The organism is Streptomyces sp. NPDC127595, assembly GCF_042671685.1.
Classification (GTDB): Bacteria; Actinomycetota; Actinomycetes; order Streptomycetales; family Streptomycetaceae; genus Streptomyces.
Genome location: NZ_JBHXWK010000006.1, coordinates 279,853 through 297,352 on the forward strand (window position 1 = coordinate 279,853; position 17,500 = coordinate 297,352).

A 17,500-nucleotide genomic window follows, 5' to 3' on the forward strand; every position below is an offset into this window, starting at 1 on the left:
CGCGTATCGCCCCGCATCGCTCAGCCTCCCTGTCCCCTGGGTTCCTTCGGCAGGCCGAGCACCCGCTCGGCGATGATCGTGCGCTGGATCTCGTCGGAGCCGCCGTAGATGGTGTCGGCCCGGCTGAACAGGAACAGGTGCTGGAACGCGTCCAGTTGGTACGGCGTCGCCGTCGACCAGTCCGCGGGACCCACCGCGGCTCCGGCGCCCCGCACCCGTACCGCCAGCTCACCGAGCCGCTGATGCCAGCGCCCCCACAGCAGCTTGGCCACGCTGGGGGCACCCGCCGCGCCCTGGCCGCCGTCCCCCGAACTCCCCAGCGTCCGCAGCGCGTTCCACCGCATCGTCCGCAGCTCCGCCCACTGCCGTACGAGGAGATCGCGGACGACCGGATCGGCGGCCGTGCCGTTCGCCACCGCCGCCTCCACCACCCGCCCCAACTCCTCGGCGAAGCCGATCTGTTGGGCCAGCATCGAGACGCCCCGCTCGTAGCCGAGCAGGCTCATCGCCACGCGCCAGCCGTTGCCCTCCCCGCCCACGACATGCTCGGCACGCGCCACGGCTCCGTCGAAGAAGACCTCGTTGAACTCGCTCGTACCGGTCAGCTGCCGGATCGGGCGGACCTCGATCCGGCCCGGCTGGTCCATCGGCACGAGGAGGAAGGTCAGCCCGTGGTGACGCGTCGACTCCGGCCGCGTACGGGCCAGTACGAAGCACCAGTCCGCCTCGTGGGCGAGGGAGGTCCAGATCTTCTGACCCGTGATGCGGTACGACTCACCGGGGCCATCCCCGTTATCCCGTACGGCAGTTGTCCGTATCCCCGCCAGGTCCGAACCCGCGCCGGGTTCGCTGTACCCCTGGCACCAGAGTTCCTCGCCGCGGGCGACGGGCGGCAGGAAGCGGGCCTTCTGCTCCTCCGTCCCGTGCGCGATGAGGGTCGGCGCCAGCAGGTTCTCGCCGATGTGGCCCGACCGGGGCGGCGCCTTGGCGCGGGCGTACTCCTCGGCCCAGACGACCTGTTGGGTCAGGCTCGCCCGCCGGTTGCCGTACCCGTCCTCGCTCCAGCCAAGCCCGATCCAGCCACCCCGGCCGAGTTCCCGCTCCCAGTCGGAGCGAACCGGGCGGGAGCCGACCGGGCCGGAGCCGCCAAGGTCGGAGCCTGCCGGGTCACCGCCAACGTGCCCCTCCAGCCACCCCCGTGCCTCCTCCCGAAACACCTCATCCTCAGCCCCGAACCCGAACTCCACGCGCGCCCCTCCCGCCCAGCCCGAAAGACACCCAGCCCGCCGGCCCGAAAGACACCGTCACCGGTTCGGCCGCCCCTTCTCCGCCGCCGCCCGGGCCATCTCCTCCACCCGTTCCAGCAGCGGCATCGGATCCACTCCCACCGTCCCCGGCAGCAGGTCGGCGATCCGCTCCGGCGTCCAGGAGCCCTCCGCGTACGCCGCCCGCAGCTCCCGGGGCTGCGCCCACACCGCGATCTTGGGCCCGGCGACCGTGTAGACCTGCCCGGTGATGCGCGCCTGGTGCGCCCGCTCGGACAGCAGGTAGACCACCAGCGCGGCGACGTCCTCCGGCTCGCCGATCTCGGTCAGCTCCATGGGGACGCCCGCCGACATGCGGGTGCGGGCGACGGGCGCGACCGCGTTCGCCGTCACCCCGTACTTGTGCAGGCCCAGCGCCGCGCTGCGGACCAGCGAGATGATCCCGCCCTTGGCGGCGCTGTAGTTGGCCTGGGAGACGGAGCCCTGGTGGTTGCCGCTGGTGAAGCCGATCAGCGTGCCCGAACCCTGTTTCCGCATCACCGCCGACGCGGCCCGGAAGACGGTGAACGTGCCCTTCAGATGGGTGGCGATGACCGGGTCCCACTCCTCCTCGGACATGTTGAAGAGCATCCGCTCGCGGAGGATCCCGGCGACGCACACGACACCGTCGATCCGCCCGTACGACGTCAGCGCGGTGTCGACGACCCGCTGCCCGGCCGCCATCGTCGAGATGTCGTCGGCCACCGCGACCGCGTCCCCGCCCGCCGCCTCGATCTCCTTGACCACGGTTTCGGCGATCGAACTCGTCGGCTGTGCACCCTCGACGGACACCCCGTAGTCGTTGACGACGACTCGCGCGCCCTCGGCCGCCGCGGCCAGCGCGACCGCGCGTCCGATGCCCCGCCCGGCCCCCGTGACGGCGATGACCTTGCCTGCCAGGAAGTTCCCCACGCCCGGCCCCTTCCCGCGGTTTCTGACGGTCCGTTAGATTCAACTGGATTCTACGACCCGTCAGATACCTGGAGACAAGCCCCCGGGAGGACTCATGTCACTGCCGACGCTTCACCCGGAGTTCCATGACATCGCCAAACGCGTGAACAACTGGGGGCGTTGGGGGACCGACGACGAGATCGGGACCCTCAATCTCATCACCGACGAGGTCGTACGCGAGGCCGCCGCCACCGTCCGTACCGGCAGGCGCGTCTCGCTCGCCCTCCCCCTCAAGCAGGACGGCGTACAGACCGGCTTGATCCCCGGACGGGTCAATCCCCTGCACCTCATGGTGCAGATCAACCAGGAGCTCTTCGGCCCCGGCACCGTCGCGTGCAGCGACGACGTCGTGACGATGAGCCTCCAGGCGGCGACCCACTGGGACGCCCTCGCCCACGTCTCGCACTCCGGGAAGCTCTACAACGGCCGCCCGGCCGGCACCATCACCCCGCACGGCGGCGCCGAGTTCAGCGGTATCGACAAGCCGCGGCACATCGTCTCCCGGGGCGTGTTGCTCGACGTCGCGCGCGCACGGGGGCGGGGCCGGCTCGACGGCGGGCACGCCGTGACACCCGAAGACCTGGAGGCTGCGGAGGAGTTGGCGGGTACCCGGGTCCGGGCGGGCGACATCGTCCTCGTACGGACGGGCCAGGTGCAGGTGTATCTCGCGGGCGACAAACAGGGTTACGGGTATCCCTCACCCGGCCTCTCCGTCCGTACCCCCGAGTGGTTCCACGCGCGCGATGTCGCCGCCGTCGCCAACGACACCCTCACCTTCGAGATCTTTCCGCCCGAGATCGAGGACCTCTGGCTGCCCGTGCACGCACTCGACCTGGTCGAGATGGGGATGCTGCAGGGCCAGAACTGGAATCTCGAAGAGTTGTCCACAGCCTGTGGAGAAGAAGGGCGGTACGCCTTCCTGCTGTCCGCGATGCCCGAACCGTTCGCCGGCGGCACGGGGACGCCGGTGGCACCGGTGGCGGTGCTGTAGCCGGCACTCAGGAGAGTGCCGCAATCGGCAGCACCTCACCCGAGCGCCGGATGGCGGCGCGCTCCTGCTCGCCCCGAGCGCGGCACCGCGCGCCGCCATCCGGCTCCGGCGCACCCGCCCTGCCCCCGCTGCCCCGCAGGAGCTGACGCCGAGTCACGACCCGCACTCGGCAAGGGCTCCCGTCACCGGAACCCTTGCCGTCCCCTCGCGGCGAATCGCTGACAACAAGCGTGATCAAACGGACACGTCACGTCAACACCCGTTCGGGGATTTATCACTTATGCCCTGTTCATGATGGCGCGCACGGAAGCACGGCCCGGCGCACTCGGCCACCCCCGAAGCCAGGGCAGCAGCGCTCATGCAGATATGCCACGGAAAAAGCGCCCCTGCATACCCACGCGAATCCGCGCAAACCCGCGCCGAGCGCCCCAGGACCAAGGACCCAGGACCAGAACCAGGACGGACCCCCGGACCCTAGACCGCCTCGGACCTCCGGACCCTAGACCGCCTCCGGCCTCCGGACCCTAGACCGCCTCGTACGCGAAGTCCTCGTAGCCCGGATACGTGGCCCCCGCCGGCTCAGCCGGCGAGCAGCGGTCCACCTCGACCCAGATGCGCTTGCCGGCACCCTCGGGACACCAGCCCCAGCGATCCGCGAGGCCGTCGACGAGCTCCAGGCCGCGGCCGTTGGTCTCCTCGCCGGCGGCATGCCGGGGAATCGGCGGCCGGGTGCTGGCGTCGGCCACCTCCAGACGGACGGTGGCGGCCTCCACCCCCTCGGGCAGGGACAGCCGCAGCACGGCGGGACAGCCCGTGTGCACCACTGCGTTGGTCACGAGTTCGGAGACGAGCAGGATCAGCGTCTCGGCGAGCGGCTCATCAGCCTCTATCCCGGACCCTGCGAGCCGCGAACGCGCCCACCTCCGGGCGCGCCCCACCTCTGCGGGGTCGGGCCGAATCTCCAGCTGCACTTGAAGCACCTGCACCGCTCACACCATCCGAACCGGCGGACACATCGCCTCGCGCCTCACAAGGGCCACGATCGTAGCCATTTTCTGCATGGCCAGAACAAGGATCACGGAACGTGATTCCCTTGCGAGACAGCATGGTTGACGTACAGTCACCCCAACAAGCGCTTCGGGCATATTCCAGCGCGAAGGAGTACGCGTGCGGGATACTGTGCGACGCTCGCCACGGGGAGTCGAACAGGCAGGCGCGAGGATTCGCCCTGCCCTGCGAGCGGTGTGCATCGCCGGGTCCGGAGCCGCCTCTTGGGCAACACCGGCATGGCTCAAGCTCAGAACCACTCGCATCCCACACAAGGTACCGGAGCGTGGCGCCGACTCCAGGCCGTGACAAGTCACGCCTAGGACACAACCCGATATCAACGCTCCGTGATTCCGAAATGCCACGATCCTTGACACCGGTTTCCGGCGGTTCCCGAACCGTTCCTGCACAGAGCCCTACTGGGCCGTTCCGGCCAACAGATCGTCCGCCAAGGCGTCCTCACTCTGGGTACCGCCCCCCGCACGCTGTGTCCGCACCCACGCCCTCTTCAGATACAGATGGATGTCTGCCTCCCAGGTGAAGCCCATGCCGCCGTGCACCTGGAGGCAGTCCCTGGCGCCGCGCACGGCGGCCTCGTCGGCGAGCAGCCGGGCCGCCGCGACATCCAGTGGGTCGGCGGTCACGGCGGCCGCGTAGACGGCGACGCGTGCCACTTCCACCCGCACCAGCATCCACGCGCACAGATGCTTCACCGCCTGGAAGGCCCCGATCGGCTGCCCGAACTGCTCACGCGTCCGGGCGTGTTGCACCGCCAGTTCACAGACACGGGCGGCGGTACCGAGCTGCTCGGCGGCGGTGAGGAGGGAGGTGAGCAGGGAAGTGAGGAGTACGTCGGACGGGCCGGCCCCCTCGTACGGGGCCGGGTCCGCCTCCTCGGACGCGGGCACCCGGTGCAGCGGTGTCAGCGGGTCCACCGACCTCAGCGGCTCCGCGCCGGCCGCGTCCCCTCGTACGACGTCCGCCTCCGTCAGCCACTCCACGAGCCGCCCGTCGACGGCGGCCACCACGGTTTCCCCCGCGGCCGCCCCGTCCACCGTGCCCGCCGCGAGGTGGGTGGCCACCAGCGGTCCGGGGAGCAGCGCCCGCCCGGCCTCCTCGAAGGCCAACACGGCTTCCGGGAGGCCCAGTCCGACGCCGCCGTGCGCCTCCGGCAGCCGCAGCGCGAAGAAGCCCGCCTCGCCCAGCTCGCGCCACAGGGCCCGGTCGAGCGCCGGCCCGTTGTCGACGGCGGCCCGCAGGCCCTCGCGGCCGAAGCGCGCGGCCAGCAGTTCGCGCACGCCTGCCTTCAACGCCACTTGATCTTCGTTGAGTTGAAAGTCCACGGTCGACCTCACCGTCCCTTCGGGAGGCCCAGGATGCGCTCGGCCACGATGTTCGACTGGATCTGCGAGGTGCCGGCCGCGATGGTGTACGAGAGGGAGGAGAGCCGGTCCAGGGTCCACTCGTGGCGGAGATCGAGCGCCTCGGGGCCGAGCACCTCGGCGGCGGCGTCGTACAACTCCTGGCGCGCGTGTGAGTACCGCAGCTTGAAGACGGACCCTCCGACGCCTGGCACTCCCCCGCTCCGCTGCGACTCACTCACGTTCCACTGCGTGAGCCGCCACAGTGCGCGGAACTCGGCGTTCAGCCGTCCGAGGCGGCGGCGCAGCACGTCGTCGTCCCAGCGGCCGTTCCGCCGTGCCTCGCGGGCGAGTTCGCCGAGCACCCGGCGGCAGGCGACGACCTCGCCGACGAAGGCGGTGCCGCGCTCGTACGACAGCGTCACCATGGTCACGCGCCAGCCGTCGTTCTCCGCGCCGACCCGGTTCGCCACCGGCACCCGCACATCGTCGAGGAAGACCTCGGCGAACTCGGTCGAGCCCGCGAGCGTACGCAGCGGCCGCACCGTGATCCCCGGCGCGTCCATGGGCATCGCGAGCCACGAGATCCCCTGGTGCTTCGGTGCCGACGGGTCGGTCCTGACCAGCAGTTCACACCAGTCGGCTACCTCCGCGTGGGAGGTCCAGATCTTGGACCCGCGCACCACGTAGTCGTCGCCGTCCCGCCACGCGCGCGTGCGCAGCGCCGCGAGGTCCGAACCGGCGCCCGGTTCGCTGAACCCCTGGCACCAGACCTCCTCGCCGCGCAGCACGGGCGGCAGCCAGCGCGCCCGCTGTCCGGGGGTTCCCTCCGCCGCGATCGTGGGTCCGGCGTGCAGGAGACCGACGAAATTGGCCCCCACGTAGGGTGCGCCCGCCTTTTCGGTCTCCTCCAGGTAGATGAGGTGCTGCGTCGGGGTGGCTCCGCGCCCGCCCGCGTCGGCGGGCCAGTGCAGCCCCGCGTACCCGGCGTCGTACAGCGTCCGCTGCCAGCCGAGGTCGTACGCGCGCCGTCCCGGCCAGTCGTCGGGGGACGGCTTCGGGGGCAGCGAGGGAAGCACCTTGGCGAGCCACTCACGCAGCCGCGCGCGGAAGTCCACTTCCTCGTCCGTGTACGTGAGATCCATTACCCGCCCAACTCCGGTATCCGCCCAACTCCGATGGTTATCTGATGCACCGTCAGAAGGCAGGCTAGCTCCGCACCTATGGACCGACAAGGCGGCAGGTCATACGCTCTGGACGCAATCTGACTGACCGTCAGCTGCCGACAGGGGGCCGAAGTGAACGACACCGCACACGCCCTGGGTTCCTCCCGCACCCTCTGGGAACTGGTCGCCCGCCGCGCCGACCTCACTCCGCACCGGCCCGTCCTCCTTCAGGGCGACCGGTCCCTGAGCTTCGGCGAGTTGCGCGACCGCGCCGAGCGGGTGGCGGCAGGCCTGTACGACATGGGTGTACGCCCCGACACGGTGGTCGCCTGGCAGCTGCCCACGAGGATCGAGACGGCCCTGCTGTCCTTCGCGCTGGCCCGGCTCGGCGCCGTACAGTCCCCGGTGATCCCGTTCTACCGGGACCGCGAAGTCGGCTTCGCACTGCGGGAGTCCAAGGCCGAGTTCTTCGCCGTACCGGGTGAGTGGCGCGGCTTCGACCACACGGCGATGGCGCGGCGGCTCGGCGCGAAGGGCGTCTTCGAGGCGTACGACCGGCTGCCGGACGGCGATCCCTCCGTACTCCCCGCCCCGCCCTCCGAAGGCACCTCGGTCCGCTGGATCTACTGGACCTCGGGCACGACCTCCGACCCCAAGGGCGTGCTGCACAGCGACCGTTCGCTGATCGCGGGCGGCTCCTGCCTGGCGCACGCGCTGCACCTGTCCGCCGACGACGTCGGTTCCATGGCCTTCCCCTACGCGCACATCGCCGGGCCCGACTACACGGTGATGCTGCTGCTGTACGGCTTCCCGGCCGTGCTGTTCGAGCAGTTCGCGCTGCCCGCCGCCCTGGAGGACTACCGCAGGCACGGCGTGACGGTGGCCGGCGGTTCGACCGCCTTCTACTCGATGTTCCTCGCCGAACAGCGCAAGCAGCCGGGAGAGCCACTGATACCAACTCTGCGGCTGCTGGCGGGCGGTGGGGCGCCGAAGCCGCCCGAGGTCTACCACACCGTCGTACGCGAGATGAAGGTCCAGCTCACCCACGGGTACGGGATGACCGAGGTCCCGATGATCACCATGGGGTCGCCGGACGACTCGGTGGAGAACCTGGCGACGACGGAGGGGCGGCCGCCCGACGGCATGGAGATACGGATCGTGGACGGCGAGGTGCGGCTGCGCGGGGAGGCCGTCTGCCAGGGGTACTTGGACCCGGCGCAGACGGCCGAGGCCTTCGACGCGGACGGGTTCCTGATCACCGGGGACGTCGGGCATCTGACCGGAAGCGGGCACCTCGTGCTCACCGGGCGCCTGAAGGACGTCATCATCCGCAAGGGCGAGAACATCTCCGCGAAGGAGATCGAGGATCTGCTGCACCGGCATCCCGCCGTCGGGGACGCCGCGGTGATCGGACTGCCCGACGCCGAACGCGGGGAACGGGTCTGTGCCGTCATCGAAGCGGCCGAACAGCCACCGGGGGCTGCCGAGTTGACCCTCGCCGGGATCACCTCCTACCTGCGCACGGAAGGGCTGTCCGTGCACAAGCTGCCGGAGCAACTGGAGGTGGTGGACGCCCTTCCGCGCAACGAGGCCTTGCGGAAGGTGCTCAAGTACAAGCTGCGCGAGCGCTTTTCGCAGCCGTCGGGTTCTACTCCGGCACCGTGAAGTAGCGGGCGAAGGCGGTCACGATCTCGACCTCGCCGATCCGGCCGTCTGCGTCCGTGTCGAGGGTGCCGGCCGCGGCGGCGGCGATGTCCTCGGGGACGCCCAGCGCCTTGAGTACGCGCGCGGTGTCGTCGACCGTGGCCGCGCCGTCATCGTCGGTGTCCGCGACGGCGAGGGCCGCGTGCAGGAAGGGGCGGGCGATCTCGGCGAAGCGATCGGGGTTGTCGCGCAGCCGCTTGACCGCGCCGGTCACGAACTCCTGGCGGGTGATCCGCTGGTCGCCGTCGCGGTCCGCTATCCCTGCCATGCCCTGCCAGAAGGCCTCGGCGCCCACGTACAGGGCCTGGCCCTTGTCCGACCGGGCCGCCGTACCGAATTCGGCGAGGACCGCCTTGGTCGCGACGTTGAAATCCTCCCTGTCGATGTAGCCGTTGCCGTCCTGGTCGAAGCCGGAGAACCGGGCAGCGATCCTGCGTTCGTACTCGCTGTTGGCCATGTCGTTCGGGCCGCCTTACGTCACGTGAGGGTGCATCTGGAACGGAGCGTACGACGTCAGAGGCACCCCGGGAGCGGGAAAACGACGCTTGTACCAAGACTGCGAGAATTCCGGGACAACGATGTGGCGGAGCGCTCCCGCCGAGTGAAAGCCGCCTCACACCACGTGATCACTTCACGGCAGGTCACGGTCGGATCACGACACGTCACGCCGTCAGGGGCTTCACGACACGCCACACCGGCAGTCGCTTCACGGCACGTCACGCCGACAGCGGGGTCGACTCCTCGCCGACGGCCGCGGCGACGTCCGGGTACACGTCGAAGAGGCGGCGGACACCGAGGGCCGCGAGGACCCGGTTGACATGGGAACCGGCAACCGCCCCCTGCGCGGGCAGAATCAGCCGCAGGCGGCCCCGGCAGGACCGGATGAGGCGGCGGACGGCGATGAGGACGCCGACGCCGCTGGAGTCGCAGAAGAGGACCTCGGAAAGGTCGAGGACGACACTACGGCGGCCGTCGGCCACCGCGTCGTGCACCCGCTGGCGCAGTACCGGTGACGTCACGAGGTCCATCTCGCCGGACACCCGGAGCACGGCCCACTCGCCCTCTTCGTCGTCAGTCACCTTGAGCGTCACCGTCACCGCCACGCCTCTCGCTCGCCTCGAACACCCCGCACGCCTCACGCACCGGAAACGGAAGTGATGGCTTCATTTCCTTTCCGCGCGCCTGCCCGGCCGTCGTTCCATGAAACACGGGTCCGGGCTCGAAGAAACGTCGATCCACGGTCGAAAGCACTCGATGAGCGAGCTATTTCGGTCACGTACGTTCCAATGTGTGCACTCCCGGGCAGGCGCCTACCATTCATGGACCGCCCAGGGGCGCACATTGACGCAAAGGGGCGTGCGCTGTCCGACGTGCCGACTACATTCGAGACAGTGAGTGTGCGCAGGCTGGACCCAGCACGGGCACACGAACAGACAGGCTGGACACAGGGACAGGCGCCGGGCACGACCAGAGTGAGGGGGCCGTATGACGACGAAGGACACACCGCCCCGCTGGGACCGCAAGATGCAACAGCGGCTCGCACGCGGCGAGGCGGCCGCGCTCGGTGAGCTCTACGACCGGTTCGCGTCCCTGGTGCACGGCCTCGCCCACCGCGTGCTCGGGGACGAGCGCGCCGCCGACGGCATCACGCGCGAGGTGTTCTCGCACGTCTGGGAGAACCCCGACGCGTACGACCCCAAGCAGGGCCCCCTGCGTTCCTGGGTGGCCACCCTGACCCACCGCCTCGCCGTCCAGCGACTGCGCGCCACGGAGACCGCCGCGCTCGCCCGGGGCGGCCGGGGCACCACCGAGGAGCTGGAGCGCAAGGTGCGCAGCGCCTCCGTGGCCGCCCGCGCCGACTACATCGTGACGTCCATGCCCGCCCCGCTGCGGGCCGCTCTGGAGCTCGCCTACTTCCAGCGCCGTGACTACCGCCAGGCCGCCGCCGACCTCGGCGTCACCGAGGACGAGGCCCGCCGCCGGCTCCGCCTCGGCCTCCAGCTCCTGTCCACCGCCCACGACACCGGCGGCCCCTCCGGGGCACCCCCCGAGTACGGGGGTGTCAGGTGAGCGCAGGGGCGGACCGGTTCGAGGCGTTCGACGAGCGGGACGAGGACGGGGACGGGGACGAGAAGCGGGAGGAGGACGCGGCGCGCTTCGAGGAGGACGCGGCGGGTTACGAGGATGGCTCCGTCGGTCCCTTCGGTCCCGGGGAGCCGGGTCGGCCGGGAGATCTCCGGGGCCCGGTGGGTCCCGGCGGCCCGCAAGGTCCCGACCGGCCGGAGAGCGCTCAGGACGAGGTGCCCGAAGGGCCACCGCGCATACCGCTGCCCCGTACCTCCGTCGAGGACACCGGACTGCCGCTGCCCACACCGGTACCGGCCCCCGCGCCCGCGCCCCTCGTCCTCGACCACCGGGTCCTGAAGTCGCTGCTCGGCGCCTGGGCGCTCGCCGCCTGCTCGGCGCAGGAGACGGTGGCCGTCGAGGAGCACCTCGGGGACTGCGGCTCCTGCGCGGACGAGGCGCTGCGACTGCGCGAGGCGGTCGGCCTGTTGCACCCGCCCGAGACCCTCGATCTCGACCCGGCGCTGCGCACCCGCGTCCTGGAGGGCTGCCTCGGCCGGCGCCCGCCGCGGATCCCGGTGCCCGACTGGGCCGCTCCGTACGACGCGGAGACCGCGCGGCTCGACGCCCTGCTCCAGGACATAGGCGACGCCGAGTGGCACGCGCCCGTGCGGCTGCGCTGGTTCGAGGGCGACGTGCCCGCCAGCCGCCGTACGACCGTCGCCGGGGTCATCGCCCACCTGATCACCGTCGACGGCCTTGTCGCCGTCGCGCTGGGCCTGGAGGACCCGCTCGGCGCCGCGCCCCCGCGGGAGGCGACTCCGGCGGCCCGCACCGAGGCGTACTGGGGTGCCTCGCACTTCCCGCACACCCGTTCCGTGCGCGGGCCCTGGCGGGAGCAGAGCCACAACCTCGTCCGTACGGTGTCGTTCGCGGGCGGCGGCTCCGGACGGCTGCCCGTGCCGTACGGCGCCTTCGAGCTGCCGTTGAGCGACTCGATGCTGGACCGGGCCTTCGAGTGCTGGGTGCACGCGGGGGACATCGCGGACGCGGTGGACTATCCGTACGACCCGCCGGCCCCGCGTCATCTGCACGGCATGATCGATCTGGCGGCCCGCATGCTGCCTGCCTCGCTGGCCGAGCGGCGCCGGGCGGGGCTCTCCGCGGCGGCGCCCCGCCATCTCGTGTCGGCGGGTGCGCCCGGGCGCAGCCTGCGGCTGGAGATCGAGGGCTCCGGCGGCGGCGAGTGGCTGATCCCGCTCGATGCTCCCGGGGCGGTCGCCTCCGCCGACCGTGAGGTCGCCCATGTCGCGCTGGACGGTGTGGAGTTCTGCCGACTGGCGGCGGGGCATGTGTCGCCGGAGGAGGCTGCGGCGGGGCAGGACGGGGACCGGGAGGCTATCCGGGATGTGCTGTTCGCGGCGGCGTCGTTGAGCCGGATGTAGGTGGGTGGGCGTTGGGGGTTTCCCCCCTCCGCCCCCACCCTTCCCGTCACCGGGGGCTGCGCCCCCAGACCCCCGCTTCGGCCTGGACGGCCTCGTCCTCAAGCGCCGGACGGGCTGAAAGAAGAACTACCCCGGCCGGAGCTGAAGAGCGCCGCCCCTATCCGAACACCACCGTGCGGCGGCCGTTCAACAGGATGCGGCGCTCCGCGTGCCACTTCACCGCCCGGGCCAGGGCCTGGCATTCGACATCGCGTCCGATGGCGACGAGTTGGTCCGGCGTCACGCCGTGGCCGACGCGCTCGACCTCCTGCTCGATGATCGGACCTTCGTCGAGGTCTGCCGTCACATAGTGCGCGGTGGCGCCGATGAGCTTCACGCCCCGGGCGTGCGCCTGGTGGTACGGCTTCGCGCCCTTGAAGCTCGGCAGGAAGGAGTGGTGGATGTTGATGATCCGGCCGCTGAGCTGCTTGCACAGGTCGTCCGAGAGCACCTGCATGTAGCGGGCGAGGACGACAAGTTCGACGTTCTCGGCCCGGACCAGCTCCAGGAGCTGCGCCTCGGCCTCCGCCTTGGTGTCCTTCGTCACCGCGATGTGGTGGAAGGGAATGTCGTACGACCCCACGAGTTCGGCGAAGTCCGTGTGGTTGGAGACCACGGCCGCGATCTCGACCGGCAGCGCGCCGGTCTGCGCCCGGAAGAGCAGGTCGTTCAGGCAGTGCCCGAACTTGCTGACCATCAGCACGACCCGCATCTTGTCCTCGGCCCGGTGGATCTGCCAGTCCATGTGGAAGGCGTCACCGATGGCCGCGAAACTCGCGCGCAGCTTGTCCAGGGTGACCGGCGACTCCGCCGAGAAATGGACGCGCATGAAGAACAGTCCCGTGTCGTGATCGCCGAACTGCTGGCTGTCCTCGATGTTGCAGCCGGTCATGAAGAGGTAGCTCGACACGGCGTGCACGATTCCCTGTTTGTCAGGGCAGGAAAGGGTCAGGACGTACTGCTCGGCGGCGGGTGCTGCCCCGCGGACGGACTGCTCATTCATGCAGGACAGCGTCGCATACCGCCCGCCCCGGACGGCCGGTCGTCCCGCCAGGCGGACCCGGCGTACCGGCCCAGGGCGGCCTACGCCGACCGCGTCAGGATCTTCAGCACCTCGAGCGTGCGCGGTGGAATGTCGGGGTCCTCCCCGTCGCTCACCGCGAGGCGCACATGCGCGTCGCGCGCGGCGCGCACCGCGTCCGGCCAGCCCGGGTGGTCGAGGTACGCGGAGACGAGGGCGTCGGGTCCCACCTGGTGCATGATCCGCAGGACGCGGAGCACGGCGGTGTCGACGAGCGCGGCCTCCTGGGAGTCCCGGAAGATCGTGCCGACGTATTTCTCGGCGGACCAGTTGTCCAGCCAGGTGTCCTCGACCAGGCGGTACACGGCGTCGGTGACGTCGCCGTACCCTTCTACGCCCGCGAGCCAGACGCCCCGCTGGAAGTCGGTGTCGGAAAGCATGTGCAGCGCGGAGCGCACATTGCTGCGCCAGCGCCACCACGGCATGTCGTTCAGTGGCATGCCGCCCATGGTGGATGAGCGACTGCCGCGACGGGAAGAGTTCTCCGAACCTTGCACGGTCACCGATCGTACGTTCCCTGCGAAAAGCAGATCACCCACCCCCGTAATTCACCTCTGAGTCACCTCATGTTGACCGCCGGTCACTCCCAGGTTATTGGTGTGACGGAATCGTGCATGTCCATGACCGGCAGGCGACGCACGCGCACCTCCTCCTCCGTCCTCCCCCGGCCCCTCAAGGCCACGTTGCTGTCCGCGGGCGCGCTGGTGGCGTGTGCGTCGGTCGCCGTCGGGTGTGGGGTCATCCCTGGTGCCATGGGGGGCTCCGGGGATGGCTCCATCACGGTCATGACATGGGCGCCCCAGGACACCGCCGCGACCAACAAGCCCGGCATGCCCGCCATGGCGCAGGCCTACGCCCGCTGGGTCAACAGCCAGGGCGGTATCAACGGCCACAAGCTCAACATCCTGACCTGCAACGACCACAACGACAGCGTGGACGCCGCCGACTGCGCCCGACGCGCCGTCAAGGAGAACGTTGTCGCGGTCGTCGGCTCCTACAGCCAGCACGGCCGTTCCTTCCTCGCCCCGCTGGAGGGCGCGGGCATCCCGTACATCGGCGGCTACGGCGTCACCGACGACGAGTTCACCAGTCCGCTGTCCTACCCCGTGAACGGCGGGGAGCCCGCGCTGCTGGCAGGCCTCGGCGAGCAGCTCGGCAAGGACTGCGGGCCGGTCTCGCTGATACGTCCGGACACCATCGCCGGTGACGAGCTCCCGGTGCTGCTCGACTCCGGCCTGAAGGCATCGGACCACAGGCCCGCCGTCGACCAGCGGGCGGCCGACGACGCGACCGAGTATTCGAAGCAGACGCAGGCGGCTCTGGAGACCGCGACCTCCGACCCGCTCGAGAACGGGTGCGTGGTGCCCGCGCTCGGCGACCGTACGGACACCTTCATGGACTCCTTCCGGCGCGACCGCGAGGACTACGCGAAGGTGAGCGTGGGCACGGTCCTCGGCAGCGTCGACCAGTCGGTCATCAACTCCACCGGCGGCGCGTCGAGCCCGTACGAAGGCGCGTCCGTCACCGGCTGGTACCCGCCCGCGAGCGACCCGAGCTGGGACGCGATGCGCAAGGTGATCACCAAGTACGCCTTCGAGGACAACCGGGTCGACCCCGCGGACACCGGAGTGCAGACCACCTGGATCGCGTACACGGTGCTGAAGAAGGCCGTCGAGTCGCTCGGCGACGGCGAGGTGTCCTCGCTCACGGTCCGGCGGGCCTTCGACGACGGCCTCAAGGTGACCACCGGTGGGCTCACCCCGACCCTCAGCTGGCGTTTCGAGGACTTGATCGCGGCCGTCGACTTCCCCCGCCTCGTCAACGCCGACGTGACCTTCCAGGTCGTACGCAAGGGCCAACTGACGTCGGCGCGCAAGGGGTTCGTCAACATGTCGAAGACGCTGGAGAGCGCGGACTAGGACCGGTCCCGCGCCGGCCCCGCACCGACCGCGGGGCCAACGCCCGCGCGGCGCCTTTCGGGACCGGTCCCGAAAGGCGCCGCGCGGATCAACGCGAACCAAGACTCACGACTCACAGCTGGGTGCGCGAGCGCTCCGTCAGTCCGTACGTCGACGCGATGGAGTTCCACAGCTTCGCGGCCTTCTCCTTCGCCGTGCTCGCCGTGCCGCTGTCCTGGTTGCCCGCCTGGCTCTCGCCCGTGCCGACGGCCCGGCCGTCCTTGCAGCCCTTCTTGCCTGCCGCCTGGTCGGCCCAGGCGGCGTAGTGGTTGTCGGCCGACTCGGAGGCCTTCCAGCCATTGGTGAGCTGGGTCGTCAGCTCGGCGTGGTTGGGAAGCTGGTCCAGCGCGAGGGCGTCGAGCCGGGTGACCAGCTCGCCCCGCTGACCGGCCGCGTCGCGCAGATCACTGGCCGCCTGACCCAGGTCCTTGCACGCCGTCACGTTCGCCACGGCGTTGATCACCGAGTCGCGGCTGGCATTGGCGTCCGCGAGAAGCTTGTCCAGCTCAACGGCCTGCGCCTTGGCGGAGTCGGCGGACGCCGACGCCGAGTCCTCCGTCGCGGGAGCCGTCGCCGACACGGTCGCGCTGTTGTCGCCGCTGTCGTCGCCTCCACCCTGGCTGAGCATGGCGCCTGCACCGATACCGAGCACGGCGATGCCGATACCGACCGCGGCGATCAAGGGAACACGCGAACCACTGCGCCCCCCGCCGCCACCACCACCGTCACTCGCGCTCGCGCCCGCGCGCCGTGCGGCGGCCCGCCCGCCCGGCGCTCCGGGTCCACCCGGGGCTTGCGCGGCGTATCCACCCGGGTCCTGCGCGCCGTACGCGCCGGGAGCCTGCGCCCCGTACGGCGCGTGTGCCCCCTGAGGGGCCTGTGCGCCGTGCGGCGCCGCGGGGTCGAACCGCGGCAACTGCTGCGTCCCCGGCGGGCCCTGCGGCTCGCTGCGGAACAGGTTGTCGAACTCCGCCGGCGGCTGCCGGTCCTCCGGCTCTCCCGGACGCATCCCGTAGGACGGCCCGCCCGGCTGCGCGGGAACCGGGGCGATGAACTGTGTGGCCTGAGCGTCCGGGTGCTCGGCGGGAGGCAACGGTCCCGCACCGCCCTGCGACTGCCGCCCCATGAACTGGTCGGCGCCGGCGTGCACTTCGGGAGGCAGTGCCCCCGGGCCCACCGGGGGGATGAGCTGAGTGGCACCCTCAGCCGGTACGGAGGGAGCGGGCGGGATGTGCGGTATGAACTGCGTCGCACCCTCGTCGGCGCCCGGAGCGGGCGGGATGTGCGGTATGAACTGCGTCGCACCTTCGTCGGCGCCCGGAGCAGGTGGAATGTGCGGTATGAACTGCGTCGCGCCCTCGTCGGCGCCCGGAGCGGGTGGAATGTGCGGTATGAACTGCGTCGCACCCTCGTCGGCGACAGGCGGAAGCGGCACACCCGCCCCCATTCCCATCCCCGCACCCTCCGGCGGCAACGGCTGCGCGGCGGACGGCAAGGGCGACGAGTGCGAGGCGTGCGAGGCGTGCGAGGCGTGCGAGGCGTGCGAGGCGGCACCATATGCCCCTACGCCGTCATGACCCTCGTACGACGGAGTGGACGCGCCCCCGTACGACGGAGCCTGGGCGCCCCCGTACGACGCACCCTCCGGCGGCAGCGGCCCCGCCCCGGGCGCCTGCTGCGGCGCGTAGCCCTGCGGCTGGTGAGCCCCCTGCGAACCCGGCAGCTCCTGATCCCCGTACGAAGGATCCCGGTACGAGGAATCCCCGTACGAAGGATCCCGATACGAAGGATCCCCGTACGAAGCAGGACCAGGCTGTCCGCCCGGCAGTGGCTGCTGCCGGTCCGGGCCGTCGCCCCATCCCGGTCTCGGTTCCGGGGGAGTCCAGCCCTGGGGCGCCTCAGGAGTGCCCCATCCCGGGGCGGGCGGCTGAGGGTCTCCCCAGGTCTGGGTACCGTTCACCGGCGATCCCCAGCCCTGGTCCTGCTGCTGTTCCGGCTGCGGGGCGGGCGCGGACTGCTGCTCGGGACCCCACGGACGGTCCCAGGCCTGGCCGCCCGCCGGGGTCGTACGGTCGCCCGTCATACCTGGCAGCAGGGGCGCACCGCCGTCGGAGGGCAGCACGATGCCTTCGCGCGCGGGTCGCGGCGAGGGCTCTTCGCCCTGTCCACTCTGCGTCACCGGGACTCCTACGAATGGGGGACCTTCGGAATCATCGGCCCACGCTACCGGGTCCCCACAACCCGGTGCCACGCAGCACAGACTGAGACCTCTACCCCTGTGACCGCGGCAGCAAAACCGCTCCCCTTGTGTTGTATCTTCCCCTTCCCGCAACCCCCTTGATCATTTGCCCTGCGTTCACGCCCCGGGCCGGCGAGCGTTCACACCCAG

15 protein-coding genes are annotated in these 17,500 nt (G+C 70.9%); 5 read left to right on the forward strand and 10 right to left on the reverse strand.

What is annotated here, in order from left to right:
• Positions 1 to 20: 20 nt before the first annotated feature.
• Positions 21 to 1,247 (reverse strand): acyl-CoA dehydrogenase family protein, encoded by a 1,227-nt coding sequence (locus ACFVKT_RS21145; RefSeq protein ID WP_385733651.1) that lies wholly within the window; start codon positions 1,245 to 1,247, stop codon positions 21 to 23.
• A gap of 57 nt (positions 1,248 to 1,304) precedes the next feature.
• Positions 1,305 to 2,216 carry an SDR family NAD(P)-dependent oxidoreductase gene (locus ACFVKT_RS21150; protein WP_385733653.1) on the reverse strand — a complete coding sequence of 304 codons (912 nt, stop codon included), beginning with the start codon at positions 2,214 to 2,216 and terminating at the stop codon, positions 1,305 to 1,307.
• A gap of 94 nt (positions 2,217 to 2,310) precedes the next feature.
• On the opposite strand from ACFVKT_RS21150, the gene ACFVKT_RS21155 reads away from it, so the two are divergent.
• Complete coding sequence (locus tag ACFVKT_RS21155) at positions 2,311 to 3,246, forward strand: cyclase family protein (RefSeq protein WP_385733655.1); 936 nt, start codon at positions 2,311 to 2,313, stop codon at positions 3,244 to 3,246.
• A gap of 524 nt (positions 3,247 to 3,770) precedes the next feature.
• On the opposite strand, the gene ACFVKT_RS21160 is transcribed toward ACFVKT_RS21155, so the two are convergent.
• The 3 genes from ACFVKT_RS21160 to ACFVKT_RS21170 form a co-directional block, all read right to left on the reverse strand.
• Entirely contained in the window at positions 3,771 to 4,232 is a 462-nt protein-coding gene (locus tag ACFVKT_RS21160) for an ATP-binding protein (RefSeq protein ID WP_385733657.1), read from the reverse strand.
• Between the two features lie 477 nt (positions 4,233 to 4,709).
• On the reverse strand, positions 4,710 to 5,636 hold the full coding sequence (locus ACFVKT_RS21165) for an acyl-CoA dehydrogenase family protein (protein WP_385733658.1): 927 nt from the start codon (positions 5,634 to 5,636) through the stop codon (positions 4,710 to 4,712).
• Positions 5,637 to 5,644: 8 nt separating this feature from the next.
• Positions 5,645 to 6,799, reverse strand: coding sequence for an acyl-CoA dehydrogenase family protein (locus tag ACFVKT_RS21170; RefSeq protein ID WP_385733660.1), 1,155 nt, complete (start codon positions 6,797 to 6,799; stop codon positions 5,645 to 5,647).
• 153 nt (positions 6,800 to 6,952) lie between these two features.
• On the opposite strand from ACFVKT_RS21170, the gene ACFVKT_RS21175 reads away from it, so the two are divergent.
• Positions 6,953 to 8,485, forward strand: coding sequence for a class I adenylate-forming enzyme family protein (locus tag ACFVKT_RS21175; protein WP_385733661.1), 1,533 nt, complete (start codon positions 6,953 to 6,955; stop codon positions 8,483 to 8,485).
• On the opposite strand, the gene ACFVKT_RS21180 is transcribed toward ACFVKT_RS21175, so the two are convergent.
• A complete protein-coding gene (locus ACFVKT_RS21180) occupies positions 8,469 to 8,981 on the reverse strand; it encodes an EF-hand domain-containing protein (RefSeq protein ID WP_385733663.1) in 513 nt (170 codons plus the stop codon). The genes ACFVKT_RS21175 and ACFVKT_RS21180 overlap by 17 nt on opposite strands.
• Before the next feature lie 259 nt (positions 8,982 to 9,240).
• On the reverse strand, positions 9,241 to 9,621 hold the full coding sequence (locus ACFVKT_RS21185) for an STAS domain-containing protein (RefSeq protein WP_385733665.1): 381 nt from the start codon (positions 9,619 to 9,621) through the stop codon (positions 9,241 to 9,243).
• Positions 9,622 to 10,009: 388 nt separating this feature from the next.
• On the opposite strand from ACFVKT_RS21185, the gene ACFVKT_RS21190 reads away from it, so the two are divergent.
• Together ACFVKT_RS21190 and ACFVKT_RS21195 are read left to right on the forward strand one after the other, a co-directional pair.
• Positions 10,010 to 10,594 (forward strand): sigma-70 family RNA polymerase sigma factor, encoded by a 585-nt coding sequence (locus ACFVKT_RS21190; protein WP_385733667.1) that lies wholly within the window; start codon positions 10,010 to 10,012, stop codon positions 10,592 to 10,594.
• Complete coding sequence (locus tag ACFVKT_RS21195; RefSeq protein ID WP_385733669.1) at positions 10,591 to 12,033, forward strand: MDMPI N domain containing protein; 1,443 nt, start codon at positions 10,591 to 10,593, stop codon at positions 12,031 to 12,033. Before ACFVKT_RS21190 ends, ACFVKT_RS21195 begins: the two co-directional genes overlap by 4 nt.
• Before the next feature lie 157 nt (positions 12,034 to 12,190).
• Here the strand turns inward: ACFVKT_RS21195 and purU are convergent, their stop codons facing one another.
• Both purU and ACFVKT_RS21205 read right to left on the reverse strand, forming a co-directional pair.
• A complete protein-coding gene (gene purU / locus ACFVKT_RS21200) occupies positions 12,191 to 13,075 on the reverse strand; it encodes a formyltetrahydrofolate deformylase (protein ID WP_385733671.1) in 885 nt (294 codons plus the stop codon).
• 80 nt (positions 13,076 to 13,155) lie between these two features.
• A complete protein-coding gene (locus ACFVKT_RS21205) occupies positions 13,156 to 13,656 on the reverse strand; it encodes a hypothetical protein (protein ID WP_385733673.1) in 501 nt (166 codons plus the stop codon).
• Positions 13,657 to 13,773: 117 nt separating this feature from the next.
• Here ACFVKT_RS21205 and ACFVKT_RS21210 point away from each other — a divergent pair, with 117 nt between their 5' ends.
• Positions 13,774 to 15,072 (forward strand): ABC transporter substrate-binding protein, encoded by a 1,299-nt coding sequence (locus tag ACFVKT_RS21210; protein ID WP_385733675.1) that lies wholly within the window; start codon positions 13,774 to 13,776, stop codon positions 15,070 to 15,072.
• Positions 15,073 to 15,184: 112 nt separating this feature from the next.
• Here ACFVKT_RS21210 and ACFVKT_RS21215 read toward each other — a convergent pair whose 3' ends face one another.
• Entirely contained in the window at positions 15,185 to 17,290 is a 2,106-nt protein-coding gene (locus ACFVKT_RS21215; protein ID WP_385733676.1) for a hypothetical protein, read from the reverse strand.
• Between the last annotated feature and the right edge of the window lie 210 nt (positions 17,291 to 17,500).

What these genes read in the sequence shown, in the direction of transcription:
- ACFVKT_RS21180 (WP_385733663.1), bottom strand. Translation starts at nt 8,981, where the DNA reads ATGGCCAACAGCGAGTACGAACGCAGGATCGCTGCCCGGTTCTCCGGC.
- purU (WP_385733671.1), bottom strand. Translation starts at nt 13,075, where the DNA reads ATGAATGAGCAGTCCGTCCGCGGGGCAGCACCCGCCGCCGAGCAGTAC.
- ACFVKT_RS21210 (WP_385733675.1), top strand. Translation starts at nt 13,774, where the DNA reads ATGACCGGCAGGCGACGCACGCGCACCTCCTCCTCCGTCCTCCCCCGG.
- ACFVKT_RS21155 (WP_385733655.1), top strand. Translation starts at nt 2,311, where the DNA reads ATGTCACTGCCGACGCTTCACCCGGAGTTCCATGACATCGCCAAACGC.
- ACFVKT_RS21170 (WP_385733660.1), bottom strand. Translation starts at nt 6,799, where the DNA reads ATGGATCTCACGTACACGGACGAGGAAGTGGACTTCCGCGCGCGGCTG.
- ACFVKT_RS21190 (WP_385733667.1), top strand. Translation starts at nt 10,010, where the DNA reads ATGACGACGAAGGACACACCGCCCCGCTGGGACCGCAAGATGCAACAG.